A 17949-nucleotide genomic window follows, 5' to 3' on the forward strand; every position below is an offset into this window, starting at 1 on the left:
GCGGACCTCAACCGTTCGACGACCACCCGCGGACGTCCACGCCGCCCGGGATCGGGGCGGCCGGGTCGTACGGCGAGCGGGTGAAGACGAACGTCGCCAGGTTCAGCGCGACCGGGTCGAGCCGCAGTGTCTCCCCCGCGAAGTAGCCGTCCAGGCCGACCCAGGTGCCGTCCGCGCGGGGCGCGAAGCGGGACGAGCGGCCCGGTCTGCCCAGCCCGCCCAGGTGCAGCAACCCGCCGGGAACCGCCCGCAGCACGTACGGTGACGGGCCCCAGTACCAGGGCCCGAGCAGCTCGGCGGGGACCGGCGAGGGCGCCGGGGACCAGGCCCCGACGACGGTCGGCTCGGCCGCGCGGAGGTCGGCCAGCAGCCGGGCGGGGAGAGCGCCGTCGAGCCCGGAGGTGACGTTCGCCAGGGCGAGTGCGGCGGTGCCCTCCTCGCGGTCGGCCCAGAGGCCGGCGAGGAAGCCCGGCATGGAGCCGCCGTGGCCCACCAGGGTGCGGTCCTCGTGCTTCTGCACCTGCACACCCAGCCCGTAGGACGACCAGGTGGGCCCGGAGAAGTCGACACCGGCCGGGAGCGTCATCTCCACCACCGTCGCGGGGGAGAGGACGTCGCCGGAGTCGCCGAGCAGGAACGCGCCGAGCCGCGCGAGGTCCGCCGCGGTGGACCACAGCTGCCCGGCCGCGGCCATCACGCCCGCGTGGTACTCGGGTTCGGCGAGCAGCTCGTCCGACCAGGGGTGCACGGCGTAGCCCTGCGCCGCCCGGCCCTCGGGGCGCGGGGTGGTGCGGCGCATCCCCAGCGGGAGCAGCACCTCGTCCCGGGCCACGTCCTCCCACGCGCGCCCGCGCACGCGCGCGACCAGCTCGCCGAGCAGCCCGAACCCGAGGTTGGAGTAGTGGAACCGGCGACCGCCGGGCAGGACCCGGTGCTCCCCGGTCAGCCCGAGCTCGTCCAGGGTGCCGCCGGGGGTGCGCTCCCACCAGGCCCCGGGGCTCTCGGAGGTCGCGCCGGCGGTGTGCGAGAGCAACTGGGTGAGCGTGCGGTCGCCGAGCGGGGTGCCGGGCACGTGCGTCTCCAGCGGGTCGTCGAGATCGAGCCGGCCCTCGTCGCGCAACCGCAACACGGTGACCGCGCAGACGGTCTTGGAGAGGGAGCCGAGCCGGTACTGGACGTCCGTGTGCGGCTCCTCCACCGCGCCGCGACCCACGGACCAGGCCGGCACACCCTCGCGCACCACGCCGGCGACGAGCGAGGGGCAGCGCCCGTCGCGCTGCGCACGGGCCACGCGGGCGAGCAGGGTGCGTTCGGTCGACGGCAGCAGGGAGCTCATGATCGGACGCTAGCGACCGCGTCGCCCGTGCGCGGGACGTGGGGCTCCGGGACCACCCGCCACGCACGGTCAGGGGAGGAGCTGGGTGACGCGGTGGTCGACCAGCCGGCGCATGACCAGCGAGGTGGTGGTGCGCTCGACGCCGTCGATCGCGAGCAGGCGGCCCGCGATGCGGTAGAGGTCGTCCGCGTCCCGCGCCACGACCTGCACCTGCAGGTCGCCCTGCCCCGAGACCCCGACGACCTCCAGCACCTCCGGGATCGCCGCGAGCGCCTCCGCCACCGGGTCGAGCAGCCGCTGCACGACCACGACCGTGACGTAGGCGGTGAGCGGGTAGCCGAGGGCGGCGGGGTCGATCCGACGCTCCTCGCTGCGCAGCACCCCGCGCTCCTCGAACCGGGCCAGCCGGGCCTGCACGGTGTTGCGGGAGAGACCGGCCGCCTCGGCGAGCGCGAGCGCCGTGCCGCGCGGGTTCGCGACCAGCGCGCGCAGCAGCCGGGCGTCGATGTCGTCGACCGGTCCGGGCCGGGGGTCGTGCATCCTGCTCGCGCCTCTCCGCACGTCCGACGGTGCCACGGGCATTCTGCACGCATCGAGGTCCTCCACTTGTGCAGGGCTGAGCGCGGTGGTGCCCTTGTCGGGGACATCTGCCCACCGTCGAAGGAGTCGTCGATGACCGCACCGTCCGCTTCCGCCGCCCCCACCGGCGCGGGGGACCGGCTCGCGGTACTGGGGGAGATCGAGCAGCGGGTGCGTTGGCTCGCCACCGCGATCATCGACCACGCCAACCGGGTCCGGCCCAACCCGACGGGGTTGAAGGTGGGTGGGCACCAGGCGTCGTCGGCGTCGATGACCACGTTGATGACGGCGCTGTGGTTCGAGCACCTGCGCTCCGGCGACCGGGTCTCGGTGAAGCCGCACGCCTCGCCGGTGCTGCACGCGATCAACTACCTGCTCGGCGAGCTCGACGAGTCCTACCTGACCACGCTGCGGGAGTTCGGCGGGCTGCAGTCCTACCCGTCGCGGTCGAAGGACCCGGACCCGGTGGACTACTCGACGGGGTCGGTCGGCATCGGCGCCACGGCCCCGATCTGGGGCGCGCTGGCGCGGCGCTACATCGCCACCCTGGGCGAGCAGACCGGCGCCGGACGGCAGTACTCGCTGGTCGGCGACGCCGAGCTCGACGAGGGCGCGGTCTGGGAGGCGATCCTGGACCCGATGGTCGCCGAGCTGGGCGAGGTCGTGTGGATCGTCGACCTGAACCGGCAGAGCCTCGACCGGGTGGTGCCCAACATCGGCGCGCCGAGGTTGCAGGGCATGTTCGCCGCGGCCGGCTGGCAGGTGCTGACGGTCAAGTACGGGCGCCTGCTGCACGAGCTGTTCGAGCGGCCGGGTGGGGAGGTGCTGCGCCGTCGGATCGACGAGATGTCCAACCCGGAGTACCAGCGGCTGCTGCGCTGCACCCCGGAGCAGTTGCGCGAGCGGCTGCCGGACTCGCCGGAGCTGGCGCAGCTGGTCGGCACGCTCGACGACGCCACGCTGCACGCCGCGATCCGCAACCTCGGCGGGCACGACCTGCAGGCCGTCGGCGACGTCTTCGCGCAGATCGACGACGGCCGCCCGACCGTGCTGTTCGCCTACACGGTCAAGGGCTTCGGGCTGGCCAGCGAGGGGCATCCGCAGAACCACTCGTCGCTGCTGTCGGCCCAACAGATCGCCGAGCTGGCGGGGCGGTCGGGCATGTCGCTCGAGGCCCCCTGGCAGCGCTTCGCCCCGGACTCGCCGGCGGGCCGGCTGTGCGCGCGGACCGCCGAGCGGCTGCGCCGGGGCCCGGTCGAGGGCGTGCCGGTGCCGGCGCTGCCGACGGACATCGGGCGGACGCCGTCGGGGCGCGCGACCACGCAGGCCGCGCTGGGCCGGGCGCTGCTGGACCTGACCCGGGAGGCGCCCGAGGCCGCCCGACGGGTGGTCACGCTGTGCCCGGACGTCTCGAGCTCGACCAACCTCGGCGGCTGGGTGAACAAGGTCGGGGTCTGGTCGCCGGCCGAGCGCAAGGACTGGTTCGACGACGACCCGGAGACGATCCTGCACTGGCGGGAACGGCCGACGGGGCAGCACATCGAGCTGGGCATCGCCGAGGGGAACCTGGTCGGCGCGCTCGGTGAGCTGGGCGCGACCTGGTCCCGGTGGGGGCAGCCGCTGCTGCCGATCGGGGTGCTCTACGACCCGTTCGTCGAGCGGGCGCTCGAGCCGTGGTCGTTCGGCATCTACGCGGGCGGTCAGTCGATCCTGGTCGGCACGCCGTCCGGGGTGTCGCTCGCGCCGGAGGGCGGGGCGCACCAGTCGATCACCACCCCGTCGGTGGGGCTGGAGCAGCCGGGCTGCACCACCTACGAGCCGGCGTTCGCGATCGACGTCGAGTGGACCCTGCTGGCCGCGCTGGCCCGGCTCGGTCGCCCGGACGGCACGAGCGCCTACCTGCGGCTGTCCACCCGACCGGTGGACCAGTCGCTGGCCGCGGTGCCGACCGACCCGGCGGCCCGGGAGCGGCGGCGCCGGCAGGTCGTCGCCGGTGCCTACCCGCTGCGGACCGGCGAGCGGCCCGCGGTGACGATCGCCGCGATGGGCGCCATGGTGCCCGAGGCACTGGCCGCGGCCGAGCGGCTGGAGTCGCTGGGCACGCCCGTCGACGTGGTCGTGGTGACGAGTCCGGGGCTGGTGTTCGACGCCCTCCAGGCCCGGGCCGGGCACGGCAGCGCGGACACCTGGGTCCTCGACGCGGCGTTCCCCGGCCGCCGCGCGACCCCCCTGGTGACGCTGCTCGACGGGCACCCGCACACGCTGGCCTTCCTCGCCGGGATCAACCAGGTCCGGGCCACGCACCTCGGCGTGACGCGGTTCGGGCAGTCCGGCGACCTCGACAGCGTGTACCGCTACCACGGCATCGACGCCGACAGCGTGGTCGCCGCCGCCCTCGACCTGCTGTAGGGACCCGACCCCCGGCCCTGCGGCCGCGGGTCGTCAGGCCCAGGCCGCGGGCACCGGCACGACCGCGGCGCTCGCGTTGTCCCGGCCGCCCGCGGCGAGGGCGGCGTCCACGAGATCCCGCGCCGCCCGGGCGGGCGTGACCGCCCGCCGGACGAGGAAGGCGATCGTGGCGTCGTCGAGCGGGCGGTGCACCCCGTCGCTGACCAGCACGAGCGTGCCCTGAGCGGCCGGACCGCGGACGTGGCCGAGGGTGTCGGGGCCGGCACTGCCGACCGTCGTCATGACGACGTGCTCCCACTCCGGCAACGCGTCCTTGCCGCGGTCGCGGAGCCATTGCGCGACCGTGTGGTCGTGGGTGAGCCGTGCGACGCCGCGGTCGGTGACGAGCAGGGCCCGGCAGTCGCCGACCCAGGACACGGACCAGCCGCCGCCCGGCAGCCCGGCCGCCACGACCATGACGGCGTCGGCGTCGTCGGGCTCGAGCCGCACCGCGTCCCGCGCGGCGAGCAGCGCCTCGCGCGACCCGGCCAGCGGGGCCATCGTCGTCGCCACGTCCGCGGCGACCCGGGCGGCCCGCGCGGCCAGGTCGGTGTCCCCGACGCCGTCGGCCACGGCGACCGCGAGGTCCGCGCCGGCCCCCTGGACGGCGGTCGCGTCGGCGGCGGTCCGGCGCGGGCCGCGCACCGAGGCGGAGCCGACGCACCCGGGCTCGCGGCGGGCCGTCGCGGGCCGCAGCGGCTGGGTGTCCGAGGGCGATGCGTCCGGCGCCGTACGCGCCGGGGGAGGGCCGACGGGATCGGGCCGGGGCAGGCGGTCGGTCGGCCGTCCGGGGCTCGTCACCGGTGTCATGCACGCACCTCCCGAGGTAGGGGGCGCGGGGGCGGGCCGTGAGGGGGGCTCCCGGCCGGCGCCACCGCGCCGCACCACCGAGAATCCGCCCCTTTCCTGTGCTCCGCCTGTGCGTGGGCTGAGGTGACCGCGTGACCTGGACCCGCCGCGGTCGGGCGCGGCGGGCCGCGAGCGCGGGCGGAGGGCCCTCAGCGGCCCGGCTCACCGCCCTCGCCGAACCCGCCGTCCTTGTCGTCGCCCTGCCCGGCGAGGAACCGCTCGACCTCGGCGGCCAGCTCGTCGGCGCTCGGCAGGTCCCCGCCCAGCTCGCCGGATCCCTGCTCGCGACCGGCGGCGACGGCGTCGTACTGCTTCTCCAGCGCCTCGACCACCTCGGCGACCTCGGCCGACCCGGCCACCTGCTCGGCGATCTCCGCCTCGGTGCGCTCGGCGGCCTTCGACAGCTCCTCCGTCGACAGGTACAGCCCGGTGGCGACGGCGGTGTGGTCCAGCAGGGTGCGCGCGGCCTGCGGGTACTCGGCGCGGGCCAGGTAGTGCGGCACGTGCACCGCGAAGCCCATCGCGTCGATGCCGGCCTCGCCGAGCCGGTACTCGAGCAGGGCCGCCGCGCTGCCGGGCACCTGCGCCTCGGCGAACCACGGCTGGTGGCCCTCGATGAGCTCCTTGCGCGAGGCGTGCGCGGTCACCCCGATCGGCCGGGTGTGCGGCACGGCCATCGGGATGCCGGCGAGCGTGACGACCAGCCGCACGTTCAGCCGGCGCACGAGCTGCTCGAGCGCGGCGACGAAGCGCTCCCACTGCGTGTCCGGCTCGGGGCCGGCGAGCAGCAGGAACTCGGCGTCGGCGGCGTCGGTGAGGGCGACGACGTCGAGCGCCGGGGGCTCGTAGGCCGTCCACCGGTCGGTGTCGAAGGTCAGCGGCGGCCGCCGCGAGCGGTAGTCGACGAGCTGGTCGACGTCGAACGAGGCGCGCACGCGCGGCTCCTTGCCCTCGCGCAGGGCCTCGACCGCGAGCCGCCCCGCACCGCCGGCATCGACGAACCCGTCGAGCACCACCAGCAGCACCGATCCGTCGGGGTCGGCGGTCACGCCCTCCTCGACCCGGTACAGCTCCGCGGGATCCAGCACCTGTCGTACCTCCTCGTCGGCCGCCCGTTCTGCGTCCGTTCCGTGACCCTTGCACCGCCCATCCTCCACGTACGTCCCGGACGTGCGACACCGCGGCTCCCGCACAGCATCCCCCGTGCGGCGCCCGGTGGCGACGGCCGTCCGCCGGCGATGGACGGGGCTCGGGGTGTGATCCGGGCCGATCGGGGCGTGACGTCGTCGGCGGACGCGGGCGTGTCGTCGTCCGAGGGCGGAGGATCGGGCCCGATGGGGAGCTGGCGTGCGTATCTGGTCTGGTCGGCAGGGCTACTGGCCTACCTGGTGGGCGTCATGCACCGGACGTCGTTCGGAGTCGCCGGGCTCGACGCGGCCGAACGGTTCGGCGCGACCCCGGCGGTGCTCTCCGGTTTCGTCGTGCTGCAGCTGCTGGTCTACGCCTCGCTGCAGGTGCCCACCGGGGTCCTGCTGGACCGCTTCGGCGCGAAGGCCCTGGTGGTGGCCGGGGCGGTGCTGATGGCCGCCGGGCAGGCCGCGTTGGCGCTCGCGACCTCGCTGCCGCTGGCCATCACCGCGCGCGTGCTCGTCGGCGCGGGCGACGCCCTCACCTTCATCAGTGTGCTGTCGGTGCTGGGCGCGTGGTTCCCGGCCCGCCAGGTCCCGGTGCTCACCCAGCTCACCGGTCTGCTCGGGCAGATCGGCCAGGTGCTCTCGGCGGTCCCGCTCGCGGCGATCCTGCACGGGCCGGGCTGGACACCGGCGTTCCTCTCCGCCGCGGGCGTGGGCCTGCTGGCCGCGCTGGCCGTGCTCGCGGTGTTCCGGGAGAGCCCGGCGGGGTCGGCGGACCGGCCGGAGGCGCCCACCCCGCGCGAGGTGCTCGACGGGCTGCGGTCCTCCTGGCGGGAGCCGGGCACCCGGCTCGGCTTCTTCACCCACATGGGCACGCAGTTCTCCGGGACGGTGTTCGGCCTGCTGTGGGGCGTGCCGTACCTGGTCGCGGGGCACGGCCTCGGACCGGGGACGGCGAGCGCGTTGCTCACCCTGCTGGTGGGCGTCGGGATCGTGGCGGGCCCGCTGTTCGGCACCTTCACCGCCCGGCACCCGTTCCGGCGTTCGTACCTGGTCATCGCGGTGATCGCGCTGACCGCGGCGATGTGGACGGTGGTCCTGCTGGTCCCGCCGCCCGCCCCGCTCTGGTTGCTCGTCGTGCTGATCGTGGTGCTGGCCCTGGGGCCGCCGGGCTCGATGGTCGGGTTCGACTACGCGCGCACCTTCAACCCGAGCCGGCGGCAGGGCACGGCGGTCGGGATCGTCAACGTCGGCGGGTTCTCCGCGTCCCTGGTTCTGGCGCTCGTCGTCGGGCTCGTGCTCGACGTGCTCGGCGGCTACACCCCGGGCGCGTTCCGTGCGGCCTGGACCGTCCAGTACGTCCTCTGGGCGATCGCCCTGGTGGGGATCGTGGTGATGCGGGCGCGGGCACGCCGCAACCTCCGCGACGCCGGCACCGTGGTCCCCACGCTGCGCGAGTTGGTCCGCGAGCGCCGCGCGCGGGCCTGAGGAGACCCCCGGGTTGATCACCCGTTGGTGAACATCGTTACCGTTACCATCCTCGATGACGGAGGGGAGCGGAACGATGCGGATCGCGTTCGTCGGCAAGGGCGGCAGCGGCAAGACGACGACGGCGGCGCTCTTCGCGCGCTACGTGGCGGCGCGGGGCCTGCCGGTCCTGGCGATCGACGCCGACATCAACCAGCACCTCGGCGTCGCGCTGGGGGCGGATCCGGAGGACGCCCCGCCGCGCGCGCTGGGCGGCGACCTGGCCTGGCTGAAGGACCACCTGCGCGGCGAGAACCCGCTGCTGCCCTCCGCCGACGTCGTGATCAAGACGACCCCGCCGGGGCCCGGTTCCCGGCTGCTCGACCTCGACCCCGCCGGTGAGCTGCTGCGGCGGTACTCGGCGGAGGTCGGCGCCGTGCGCTACCTGGTGACCGGCGAGTTCGACGAGTCCGACATCGGCGTGTCCTGCTACCACTCGAAGACCGGGGCGGTGGAGCTCTACCTCAACCACCTGGTCGACGGGCCGGGGGAGTACGTCGCCGTCGACATGACCGCCGGGGCGGACGCCTTCGCCTCCGGCCTGTTCACCCGCTTCGACCTCACCGTGCTGGTGTGCGAGCCGACCCGACGCGGCGTGGGCGTGTACCGGCAGTATGCGACGCACGCCGCGGACCACGGCGTGGCGCTGCGCGTGGTGGGCAACAAGGTCACCGACGCCGAGGACGTCGCCTACCTGCGCGGAGAGGTCGGCGACGCACTGATCGGCTGCTTCTCCCAGTCCGGCTGGGTCCGCGCCGCCGAGCGCGGGCGGCCCCGGCCGGTCGACGAGCTGGAGCCCGCCAACCTCACCGTGCTGGCCCGGGTCCTCGCCGACCTCGACGGCCGCACCCGCGACTGGGCGGCGTACCACCGCGACACCGTGGCCTTCCACCTGCGCAACGCCCGGGCCTGGGGCGACGGCGCCACCGGGGTCGACCTCGCGGCCCAGGTGGTCCCGGACTTCCTGCCCGTGAGCCCGCAGCACGCCTGAGGCTCCACGACCACCCGTTCACCCTGCAGAAAGGAAACCATGTCCCTCGACGTCCCCACCGCCGTCCTCGAGGCCGCCGAGCGCCGCGAGATGGACGACGCGCAGTTCCTCGCCGTCGTCCGCGACTCCCTTCCCTACGCGTGGGAGGTCGTCTCGGCGGCCGCCGCCGACCGCACCGGCGACGAGCCCTTCGGAGAGCACGAGGTCCCGCCGCCGTCGGAGCACGAGCGGGGCCAGCTGCTGCGGGCGCTGGCGAGCACCTCGATCCGCGGCGCCCTGGAGCGGCACTTCGGCGTGGTCCTGGCCTTCCAGAACTGCCACCGCGTCGCCGCCTTCGCCCCGGCCGCCGTCGACTCCGAGATCTACCGCGAGTTCATCAGCCCGCGCGGGCAGATCCTCAACCAGTCCCCGGAGCTGCGGGACTGCTGACCGGAAGGCCCTCCGGAGCGCAATATGGTTCCATAGTGCGCTCCGGAGGGCGGTGTGGGCCGCATTATGGTTCCATGGTGCGGCCCGGGGGGTGTCACTCCGCGAGCAGGCGGTAGATCGTCTTGCGCGCCTCGGTGAGCGCGGCAGTGGCCTGCTCGATCTGGTCGGGCGTGCCGGCCGCCAGCACCTGCTGCGCGGCCGCGTGCAGCTGGCCGAGCTGCTCCCAGAGCACGCTCTCGGGGCCGTCGTCGCCGTCGCCGGCGAAGGCGGCCCAGACCTTCTCGAGCTCCTCGCGGTGCGCCTCGACGTACCGGGTGCCCTCCTCGGTGAGGTGGACGACCCGGCGACCCTCGGCCTGCTCGACGCGGACCAGGCCCTCGTCCTCCAGCTGGTTCAACGTGGGGTAGACGGACCCGGGGCTCGGGCGCCAGCGGCCGCCGGAGCGTTCGCCGATCTCCTGGATGATCTCGTAGCCGTGCCGTGGCTGCTCGGCGACGAGTGCGAGCACGGCCAGCCGGACGTCGCCGCGGCTGGTGCGGCGTCCGCGCCGGCCGCGCGGACCCGGGCCGCCGCGTCCGAAGGGGCCGAAGCCCGGGCCGAACGGTGCGCCCGGGCCGAAGCCCGGGCCGAACGGGCCGCCGGGCCCGACGCGGCCGCCACGGCGGCCGCGCAGGCGATCCCGGCCCTCGCCGGCCGGGTCGGCGTCGATGTTCACGGTGGTGTCCGGACCGGCCGGGCCGACGGCGGAGCGCGCGCCGGGGCCGAAGGGCGGACGCGGGTGCCAGCGCCCGCGGCGCCCGCCGAACCGGGGGCCGAACGGGGCGTCCCAGGACGGGTTCATGGCAGTCATGTCGATCTCCTTCGTGGTGTCCGAGCCTCCCCTGAGTCCTTCTCAGTAGCTCGCGTGGCATCACGATATATCGGAAGCTATCTCCGACGCAACCTATTCGGTCCGTCGCGCGCACCGGTCGGCGCCCGGCGTGCGGTATGGCCGCGATCACCCGATCGGGCCGGGCTGGTCCCCTTCGTCCGGTTCGTGCGATCCTGGAGGGGCGCACGAGTCGGGAGGTGTCCATGCTGCGGGTGCTCGGGGCCGCGCTCCTCGTGGTGCTGGCGTTCACGTTGGCCGGAGCGCTGTACCAGGTGCTGGCATGGGCGGTCGCCGTGGGTGCGCTGGTGTTCGCCGGGGTCGTGGTGTGGTCCATGACGAGCCGCGCGGGGTCGGGCCGCCTCCGGCGCTGACCCCGGGGTCGCGCCTGTCACACACGGCATCCACCCGCGGAGGAACGTGCCCGACGCGCCCGGCGTTGAACCGGACATGACGACCTCTTCCGGCTCGCGCTCCTTCGCGGGGCGGCGGGCCGCGTACCTCACCCTCGCCCGCGTGATCGTGCAGAGCCGCAAGCCGGGTACGCCGAGCCTGGGCGACCGGGCGCGTGCGCTGCCCCGCATGGTGGGCGGTGCCCTGAGCGGGCGCTCGGGCGTGCTCGGCCGCGGCCGGCTCGGGCTCCTGATCCTGGCCGTCGCCTACCTCGTGTCGCCGGTCGACCTCGTCCCGGAGGCCCTGACCGCGGTGTTCGGCCTGGTCGACGACGGCGTCGTCGCCGTCTGGCTCGGCGGCGCGCTGCTCGTCGAGACGCAGCGCTTCCTCGAGTGGGAGCGTGCCGGCCGCCCGCGGGTGGTCGACGGCGAGCTCGTCGGGTGACCGAGCCTCGCTCGGCACGGTCAGCCTGCCGAGCAGGCCGACCTGGGTGATTCGTCGCCGCGCCGGTGTTCGTAGCGGTGGGCGCCGCTGGCGCAGAGCCGGCGCCCCATCCGCCGATAGGGTCCGGGCAGCGTTCGCGGAGGCATCACTCCCGGATGGTCGACGACCTCGATCTCGCCGCAGCGCGGGCCGCCGACGTACTCGACGGCGCTGCGACGCGGAGTGGGATCTCGCTGCAGCTCGGCACAGATCACGGCGCCCGGGCTCGGCATCGTCGTCGTCACGGTCGGCATCGGGATGCTCCTTCCCCCTCGTCGGTCTGCGGAGGAGACTCTGCTGCGAACCGTAGGAACCGGCCGTTGCCGTGGGCTTGTCGAGCGCTTGTCGCGGCTCGTGCGGATGCCCCGGGGGACGAGTGTCCGTGCACGTCGGTGGTGAACCGGGAGGGCCGGTGGACGTACACGTGGCTCTGACCGGAGCCCTGCTGGTGACCATCGGCGAGCGGAGGATCGAGGACGCCGCCCTGCCCGGGCGGCAGGGGCGGCTCGCCCTCGCCTATCTCGTCCTCAATCGTGCCCGGCCGGTTCCGCGCGCGGAGCTCGCCGACGTGCTCTGGGCCGGAACACCGCCGCCGGCGTGGGAGGCCTCGCTCTCGGCAGTGGTGAGCAAGCTGCGCAGTGTCCTCGCGGTGCCGGGCGCTCCGCCGCTCCTGACGGGCGGCCGGGGGGCCTACCGGTTCGGCCCGATGGCGACGGCGGACGTGGACACCGACGTGGAAACCGACGTGGACGAGGCCGCACGGCATGTCGCGGCCGCCGAGGAGGCGTTGCGCGTCGGAGCGGTCGCCCGGGCCCGCAAGGCCGCGACGGCCGCGGCCGAGATCGCGGCCCGCCCCCTGCTGCCGGGGCTGGAGTCGTCCTGGCTCGACGCACAGCGGAGCGCGCTGCGCGATCTCCGCATCCGGGCGCTGGAGGCCTTGTCCCGAGCCTGCCGTGAGTGCGGGGACCCGGGCGGATCGCGGAAGGCGGCCGAGGCCGTGCTCGCCCTGGAACCCTTCCGGGAGACCGCACACCGGCTGCTGATTCGCGCGCACGTCGCGGACGGCAACCGGGCCGAGGCGCTGCGGGCCTACGGGCGGTGCCGCGAGACCCTCGCCGCCGAGCTCGGCGTGGACCCGTCCCCGGACACCGAGGCCTGCTACCTCGAGGCGCTCCGGCTCACCGCCCGGGCAGCCTCCGCCGGTCCCACGCCGTCCGGCCGCCTCCCGCCCCCGCCGCCGCTCACCGGCCCGGAACGCGGCGCGTTCGTCGGACGGTCTGCCGAGCTCGACCGGCTGGACGCGCTCGTGGCCCGCGGTGGGCCGGCCCATCTCGGCCTCGTGACGGGTGAGCCCGGGATCGGGAAGACCCGGCTGGCCACGGAGTTCGGGGTCCGCGCCCACGCGCGCGGCGCGACGGTGCTCGCGGGCAGGTGCGATGCCGAGCGCATCGTCCCGTTCCAGCCGTTCGTACTCGCGCTGCGGCGCGTCGTCACGCACTCGTCGCCGGAGGCCCTGAGCAGCCTCCTCGGGACCTGGACCGCGGAGCTGGCGCGCCTGGTCCCGGAGCTGGGCGACCAGCTCCCCGACCCGGTCGGACGGCAGGCCGCCGGTGCCCACACCGAGCGGTACCGGCTCTTCGAGGGGGTCGCCGCCACGCTCGGCCACCTCGCCCGCGACGGGCCGCTCGTCCTGCTGGTGGACGATCTCCAGTGGGCCGACCACGCGACGCTGTTGATGCTCTCGCACCTGCTGCGGCACGAGGACACCGCCGGAGTGCTGGTGATCGGGACGTGTCGCGACGGCGAGGTCGGAGCGGGTCACCCGCTGACCGCGCTCCTGGCCGATCTGTATCGCGACGAGATGGTCATGCCCCTGCACCTGGGGCGGCTCGACCTGGCCGAGGTGGCGGCGATGCTGGGCGAGCGCGCGCGACTGGCCCCGGCGGTGCACCGGGCGACCGCCGGGAACCCGTTGTTCGTCCGTGCCATGGCCCGCCACCTGGAGGAGACGGGGGCGGCCGACCTCGCGACGGCCGGTGTCCCGACGGGGGTCGCCGAGATCGTCCGCCGGCGCGTCGCCGCCCTTCCCGCGGTCGCCCAGGAGTGTCTCCGCACGGCCGCGGTGATGGGCAGGCAGTTCCGCCTCGACGTGCTGGCCGCGGCGATCGACCATCCCGACGCAGCGACCCTGGCGGGCCTGGAGGAGGCGGCCACGGCCCGACTGATCACGGAGTCCGTCGTGCCCGGCTCGTTCGCGTTCGTGCACGACGTCGTGCGCGAGGCCGTCTACGGCCGGCTCGGCCCCTGTCGGCGTGCCCTCCTGCACCGGGATGTGGGCCGGGCGTACGAGGCCGCCGATCCCGCCGCGGTCACCGCACTCGCCCGGCACTTCCAGGCGGCCGGACCTGCGCAGGCCGAACGCGCCGTCGGCTACACGATCCGCGCGGCCGAGGCCGCCTCCGCTCAGCTCGCCCACGAGGAGGCCGCCCGCCACTACGGCTCCGCGATCGCCATGCTCCACGACGACGTCGGACCGGACCGGCGCGGTCGGCTCAGCCTGGCGCTCGGCGAGGCCGAGGCCCGCGCCGGCCGGCCGGAGGCGGCGGCGGCCGCGTTCCGCGCGGCGGCGGCGGCGGCCCGCGCCGCCCACGATGTCGAGCTGCTCGCCCGTGCCGCACTCGGTGCGGCCGCGAGCTGGACCTGGAGCGGCGCGGTTCGCGAGGAGCTCCTCGACCTGCTCGACGAGGCCGTCCGTGCGCTCGGGGAGCGCAACCTGCGGTTGCAGGCGCTGCTGCTGGCGCGGCTCGCCGCCGCGCGGCAGTGGGAGCCCGACGCCGGGGAACGGGTCCGGCTGGCCACGCGCGCGGTCGCGCTGGCCAGGAGGGCGGAGGACCCCGCGACGCTCGCCCGGTGTCTCGAGGCCGAGAACTGCGCGCGATGGGGACCGGACGGCGTCGGGCTCCGCCGCGACACAGGAGGGGAGATCGTCGACCTCGGGCGCGCGGCGGGAGAGCCCGAGCTGCAGCTCTCCGGGCACGCCTGGCGGATCACGACGGCCTTCGAGCTCGGCGACCGCCCGGGGCTCGAGGCGGCGCTGGGCGCCTACGGCGAGCTGGCCGAGGAGCTGCGCCAGCCCCGCTACCGGTGGTACGTCACCAGCAGGCGCGCGACGCTCGCCATGCTGTCCGGGGCGTACGACGAGGCGGCGCGCCTCGCGTCCGAGGCGCGGGTGATCGCCGAGCACGCCGGCGAACCCGATGCCGCGAACGTCTGGACCGGCAACGTCTACGCGCTGCGGCTCGAACGTCCCGAGCCGGGCCATCTCGCCGCGGAGGACGCGCGGCTGGCCGAGGTGGAGGCGGCGCTGGGAGCCACGAACACCCAGACCACGACGCTGCGGTGCAGCACGTTGCTGCTGCACATCACCTCCGGCGAGGCCTCCGACGAGTCGTTCGTGCAGGCGCTCTCCGACCCGCTGCTGGACCCGCGTCGGGTCCTGCGTGACCTCTACTGGGGGTTCGACATGGCGAGTCTCGCCTACGCGACCGCCCGGCTGGGGCACCGCGAACGCGCGATCCAGCTCACCGAGCTGATCGCGCCCTACCGCGGCCAGGCCGCGATCTGGGGTGGCGGTGTGGCATTCCTCGGCTCGTTCGCGCACTGGCTCGGCGCGCTGGAGCGACTGCTGGGCCGGTTCGACGAGGCCGGGACCCACCTGACCGAAGGTCTGGCCCTCCACCGCCGGCTCGGCGCCCGGCCGTGGATCGCACGGACCCGCCTGGAGCTCGCTCGCCTGCTCGACGACACCGGCCGCAGGACGGCCGCCCGGCGGCTCTTTGACGACGTCGAGGCCACGGCCGAGGAGCTCGGCATGGCCGTACTCGGTCGCGACGTCGCGGCGGTCGCCGGCTGCTCTCCAGGCTGACCGGCGCCTGCTAGACATCGGATGTGCGTGCGATCGTCTGCGAGCAGCCCGGCGGCCCGGAGGCCCTGAGCCTCCGGGACATCCCGACGCCCGAGCCCGGGCCCGGCGAGGTCCGGGTCCGGGTGGAGGCCGCGGGGGTCAACCCGATCGACTGGAAGACCCGGTCCGGGCTGGGTCCGGCGAGGTCCTTCGGCGGCCGGCCCTTCGTCGTGGGCTGGGACGTGGCCGGGGTGGTCGACGCCCTCGGGCCCGACGTGCCCGCCGAGGATGCCGAGCCGGAAGGCGCCCGCGGGTTCGTCGTCGGGGATCCCGTCCTGGGCATGGCCCGCTTCCCGAGCCCGGACGGAGCCTACGCGGAGTACGTCACCGCGCCGGTCGGCCACTTCCGGGCACGTCCGTCGGACCTGCCCGTGGTCGAGGCGGCCGCGCTGCCGCTGGCGGGGATGACGGCCTGGCAGAGCCTGGTCGACGTCGGCCACCTGGAGGCGGGGCAGCGCGTGCTGATCCACGCCGCCGCCGGCGGCGTCGGGCACCTCGCCGTGCAGATCGCGAAGGCCCGTGGCGCGCACGTGATCGGCACCGCGTCGGCGGCGAAGCACGATCTGCTCCGCTCGCTGGGCTGCGACCAGGTCGTGGACTACCGCACCGAGCGGTTCGAGGAGGTCGTCGAGCCCGTCGACCTGGTCTACGACCTGGTCGGCGGCGAGACGGCCGTGCGCTCGTTCGACCTCGTACGGCCCGGCGGCATGCTCATCTGCCTGCCGACGATCGCGGTCGAGGCCGCGGTGCGGGCGGCCGAGCAGCGCGGGGTGAAGGCCTCGGGCGCCTACGTCCGCGCGGGTGGGTCCGGGCTCACCGAGCTGCTCCGGCTGCACGCCGACGGGCGGTTGCGGGTGCTCGTCGCCGGGACCTTCCCGCTCGAGCGCGCCGCCGACGCCCACCGGCTGAGCGAGCAGGGCCACACGACCGGGAAGATCGTCCTCACGGTGTAGCGGCGGAGCCCGGCGCCGGCAGCGGGTCCTGCAGCAGGGAGTCGAGGAAGTCCTCGGCCTCCACGGCCGCCGCGGCCGGGTCGCCCGACCGGATCGCCGCCAGCAGGCCGGTGTGGCTCTCGCAGCGCCCGGCGGCCACCGCGGTCGCGACGCTGGCCTGCACGACCTCGGTCAACCCGCGGTAGAGCCCGGCCAGCACCGCGTTGTGGGCGCAGCGCAGGACGAGCTGGTGGAAGGCCAGGTCGGCGCGGACGAAGGCGTCGAGGTCCGCGGCCCGCTCGGCCTCCTCGCAGGCCGCCATCGCGCGGTCCAGCTCGACGAGGTCCGCCGCGGTGCGGCGGGCGGCCGCGAGCCGGGCGCCCTCGGCCTCCAGCAGCCGGCGCACCTGCAGCAACTCCCGCAGCTCGGCCCCGGCGAGGCGGCGGATCGCCCCGGAGAGCTCGCTCGTCGCACGGACGAACGTGCCGTCGCCCTGCCGGACCTCGAGCAGGCCGGCATGGGCGAGCGCGCGCACCGCCTCCCGCACGGTGTTGCGTCCGACCCCCAGCGTCGCGGCGAGCCCGGCCTCGGTCGGGATCCGGGTCCCGACCGACCACTCGCCGGCGGCGACGGCCGCCCGGACCTGCTCGATGACCTGGTCGACCAACCCGGTGCGCGTGGTGGTGGCGAGCGGCACGTGCACATCCCTTCATCCGGACATCGGATGTCTGTGAGGATAGCCGGCATGACGGTCGGGGAGGACGGGCGCGCCGTGGCGTCCGCCGGGGGAGGACTCCGGGGTCCACGGCCCGGCGTGCCGAGGGGGCCGCTCCGCGGCACGGTCCTGCTCGCGGCCGGGGTCGTGCTCGCCGCGCTGAACCTGCGCGCCGCGGTGACCAGCGTGTCGTCCGTGCTCGGCGACGTCCGCGACGGGCTCGGGATGTCCCCCGCGGGGATCAGCCTGCTGACCGCGGCGCCGACCCTGTGCTTCGCGGTGGCCGGAACGGCGGCGCCGTGGCTGGCCCGCCGGGTCGGGCTGGCCCGGGCGCTCGGCACCGCGCTGGCGGTGCTCGCCGCCGGGCTGCTCCTGCGCCCGTTCGACGGGCCGGGGGTGATGATCGGCGGGACGTTCGTGGCCTGCGCGGGCATCGCCGTCGCCAACGTCCTGGTCCCGGTGGTGGTCAAGGAGTCCTTCCCGCTGCGCATCGGCCTGATGACGGGCATCTACACCGCCGCGCTGCAGGGTTCCGGCGCCGTCGGGTCGGCGTTCACCCCGCTGCTCGAGGGTCCGGTGGGAGGCTGGCGGGGCGCGCTCGCCGTCTGGTCCGCCGCCGCGGTCGTCGCGCTGCTGGTGTGGGCGGTGGGGGCGCGGCACGGCGCCACCCCGGAGCGGTCGCAGCCCCGGCGCGCGTCGTTCGGGCCACTGCTGCGCAGCCCCGTCGCCTGGGCGCTCACCGGCTTCATGGGACTGCAGTCCTTCGCCGCCTACGTCGTCATGGGCTGGCTGCCGCAGGTGTACCTCGGCGCGGGGCTGGACAAGAGCACCGCGGGACTCATGCTGAGCGTCGCGACCCTGATCCCGGTCCCGCTGTCCATCGTGATCCCGCCCGTTGCGGCGCGGGCGCGCAGCCAGTCCGGCTGGATCGCCGCGCTGACCGTCGTCTCGATGGCCGGCGTGGTCGGGCTCGCGCTGGCCCCAGCGGCGGCCCCCTGGCTGTGGGCCGTGCTGCTCGGTATGGGGATGACGGTGTTCTCGCTGGCGCTGACGGTGATCTCGTTGCGCGCGGCGGACCGGGAGACCGCGGCCGGCCTGTCCGCCATGGCCCAGTGCTTCGGCTACCTCATCGCCTCGGTCGGACCGATGGTCTTCGGTCTGCTGCACGAGGCCACCGGGGCCTGGACGGCCTCGCTGTTCGTGCTGCTCGGCGCGCTGGCGGTGCAACTGGTGGCCGGGGTGCTCGCCGGTCGGCCGCGTACCGTCTGACCGGGCCCGGCCCGTAGACCCGGTCAGCTCGGG

At 75.4% G+C, this 17949-nt stretch carries 16 protein-coding genes; 9 read left to right on the top strand and 7 right to left on the bottom strand.

Annotated features, from left to right (window positions below; all coding sequences use genetic code 11):
- Window positions 1-7: 7 nt before the first annotated feature.
- Both ACL02T_RS09385 and ACL02T_RS09390 read right to left on the bottom strand, forming a co-directional pair.
- Window positions 8-1336, bottom strand: coding sequence for a serine hydrolase domain-containing protein (locus ACL02T_RS09385; protein WP_412830227.1), 1329 nt, complete (start codon window positions 1334-1336; stop codon window positions 8-10).
- A gap of 69 nt (window positions 1337-1405) precedes the next feature.
- Complete coding sequence (locus ACL02T_RS09390; RefSeq protein ID WP_412830228.1) at window positions 1406-1876, bottom strand: Lrp/AsnC family transcriptional regulator; 471 nt, start codon at window positions 1874-1876, stop codon at window positions 1406-1408.
- 132 nt (window positions 1877-2008) lie between these two features.
- On the opposite strand from ACL02T_RS09390, the gene ACL02T_RS09395 reads away from it, so the two are divergent.
- Window positions 2009-4324, top strand: coding sequence for a thiamine pyrophosphate-binding protein (locus ACL02T_RS09395; protein ID WP_412830229.1), 2316 nt, complete (start codon window positions 2009-2011; stop codon window positions 4322-4324).
- Window positions 4325-4357: 33 nt separating this feature from the next.
- Here the strand turns inward: ACL02T_RS09395 and ACL02T_RS09400 are convergent, their stop codons facing one another.
- Together ACL02T_RS09400 and ACL02T_RS09405 are read right to left on the bottom strand one after the other, a co-directional pair.
- Complete coding sequence (locus ACL02T_RS09400) at window positions 4358-5173, bottom strand: PP2C family protein-serine/threonine phosphatase (protein WP_412830230.1); 816 nt, start codon at window positions 5171-5173, stop codon at window positions 4358-4360.
- A 188-nt stretch (window positions 5174-5361) separates the two neighbouring features.
- A complete protein-coding gene (locus tag ACL02T_RS09405) occupies window positions 5362-6300 on the bottom strand; it encodes a proteasome assembly chaperone family protein (protein WP_412830231.1) in 939 nt (312 codons plus the stop codon).
- 246 nt (window positions 6301-6546) lie between these two features.
- On the opposite strand from ACL02T_RS09405, the gene ACL02T_RS09410 reads away from it, so the two are divergent.
- The 3 genes from ACL02T_RS09410 (at window position 6547) to ACL02T_RS09420 (ending at window position 9292) form a co-directional block, all read left to right on the top strand.
- Window positions 6547-7833 carry an MFS transporter gene (locus ACL02T_RS09410; RefSeq protein WP_412830232.1) on the top strand — a complete coding sequence of 429 codons (1287 nt, stop codon included), beginning with the start codon at window positions 6547-6549 and terminating at the stop codon, window positions 7831-7833.
- Window positions 7834-7909: 76 nt separating this feature from the next.
- Entirely contained in the window at window positions 7910-8863 is a 954-nt protein-coding gene (locus ACL02T_RS09415) for an ATP-binding protein (RefSeq protein WP_412830275.1), read from the top strand.
- Between the two features lie 39 nt (window positions 8864-8902).
- Entirely contained in the window at window positions 8903-9292 is a 390-nt protein-coding gene (locus tag ACL02T_RS09420) for an SCO5389 family protein (protein ID WP_412830233.1), read from the top strand.
- Between the two features lie 94 nt (window positions 9293-9386).
- Here the strand turns inward: ACL02T_RS09420 and ACL02T_RS09425 are convergent, their stop codons facing one another.
- A complete protein-coding gene (locus ACL02T_RS09425) occupies window positions 9387-10142 on the bottom strand; it encodes a PadR family transcriptional regulator (protein ID WP_412830234.1) in 756 nt (251 codons plus the stop codon).
- A gap of 224 nt (window positions 10143-10366) precedes the next feature.
- Between ACL02T_RS09425 and ACL02T_RS09430 the strand changes: the two genes are divergently transcribed.
- Window positions 10367-10534, top strand: coding sequence for a hypothetical protein (locus tag ACL02T_RS09430; protein ID WP_412830235.1), 168 nt, complete (start codon window positions 10367-10369; stop codon window positions 10532-10534).
- Window positions 10535-10610: 76 nt separating this feature from the next.
- Entirely contained in the window at window positions 10611-10997 is a 387-nt protein-coding gene (locus ACL02T_RS09435; protein ID WP_412830236.1) for a YkvA family protein, read from the top strand.
- Window positions 10998-11017: 20 nt separating this feature from the next.
- Here the strand turns inward: ACL02T_RS09435 and ACL02T_RS09440 are convergent, their stop codons facing one another.
- Window positions 11018-11290, bottom strand: a complete 273-nt coding sequence (locus tag ACL02T_RS09440) for a hypothetical protein (RefSeq protein WP_412830237.1) — start codon at window positions 11288-11290, stop codon at window positions 11018-11020.
- A 170-nt stretch (window positions 11291-11460) separates the two neighbouring features.
- Between ACL02T_RS09440 and ACL02T_RS09445 the strand changes: the two genes are divergently transcribed.
- Both ACL02T_RS09445 and ACL02T_RS09450 read left to right on the top strand, forming a co-directional pair.
- Window positions 11461-14961 carry an ATP-binding protein gene (locus tag ACL02T_RS09445; protein WP_412830238.1) on the top strand — a complete coding sequence of 1167 codons (3501 nt, stop codon included), beginning with the start codon at window positions 11461-11463 and terminating at the stop codon, window positions 14959-14961.
- A gap of 23 nt (window positions 14962-14984) precedes the next feature.
- Window positions 14985-15953 (top strand): NADP-dependent oxidoreductase, encoded by a 969-nt coding sequence (locus ACL02T_RS09450; protein ID WP_412830239.1) that lies wholly within the window; start codon window positions 14985-14987, stop codon window positions 15951-15953.
- Here ACL02T_RS09450 and ACL02T_RS09455 read toward each other — a convergent pair.
- Window positions 15943-16629 (bottom strand): FadR/GntR family transcriptional regulator, encoded by a 687-nt coding sequence (locus ACL02T_RS09455; protein ID WP_412830240.1) that lies wholly within the window; start codon window positions 16627-16629, stop codon window positions 15943-15945. The two genes, ACL02T_RS09450 and ACL02T_RS09455, sit on opposite strands and share 11 nt — an antisense overlap.
- A 48-nt stretch (window positions 16630-16677) precedes the next feature.
- On the opposite strand from ACL02T_RS09455, the gene ACL02T_RS09460 reads away from it, so the two are divergent.
- Window positions 16678-17916 carry an MFS transporter gene (locus ACL02T_RS09460; RefSeq protein ID WP_412830241.1) on the top strand — a complete coding sequence of 413 codons (1239 nt, stop codon included), beginning with the start codon at window positions 16678-16680 and terminating at the stop codon, window positions 17914-17916.
- The last annotated feature ends 33 nt before the right edge of the window (window positions 17917-17949 follow it).

The sequence above is a fragment of the Pseudonocardia oceanicola genome, from assembly GCF_047200735.1.
Lineage (GTDB): Bacteria > Actinomycetota > Actinomycetes > Mycobacteriales > Pseudonocardiaceae > Pseudonocardia.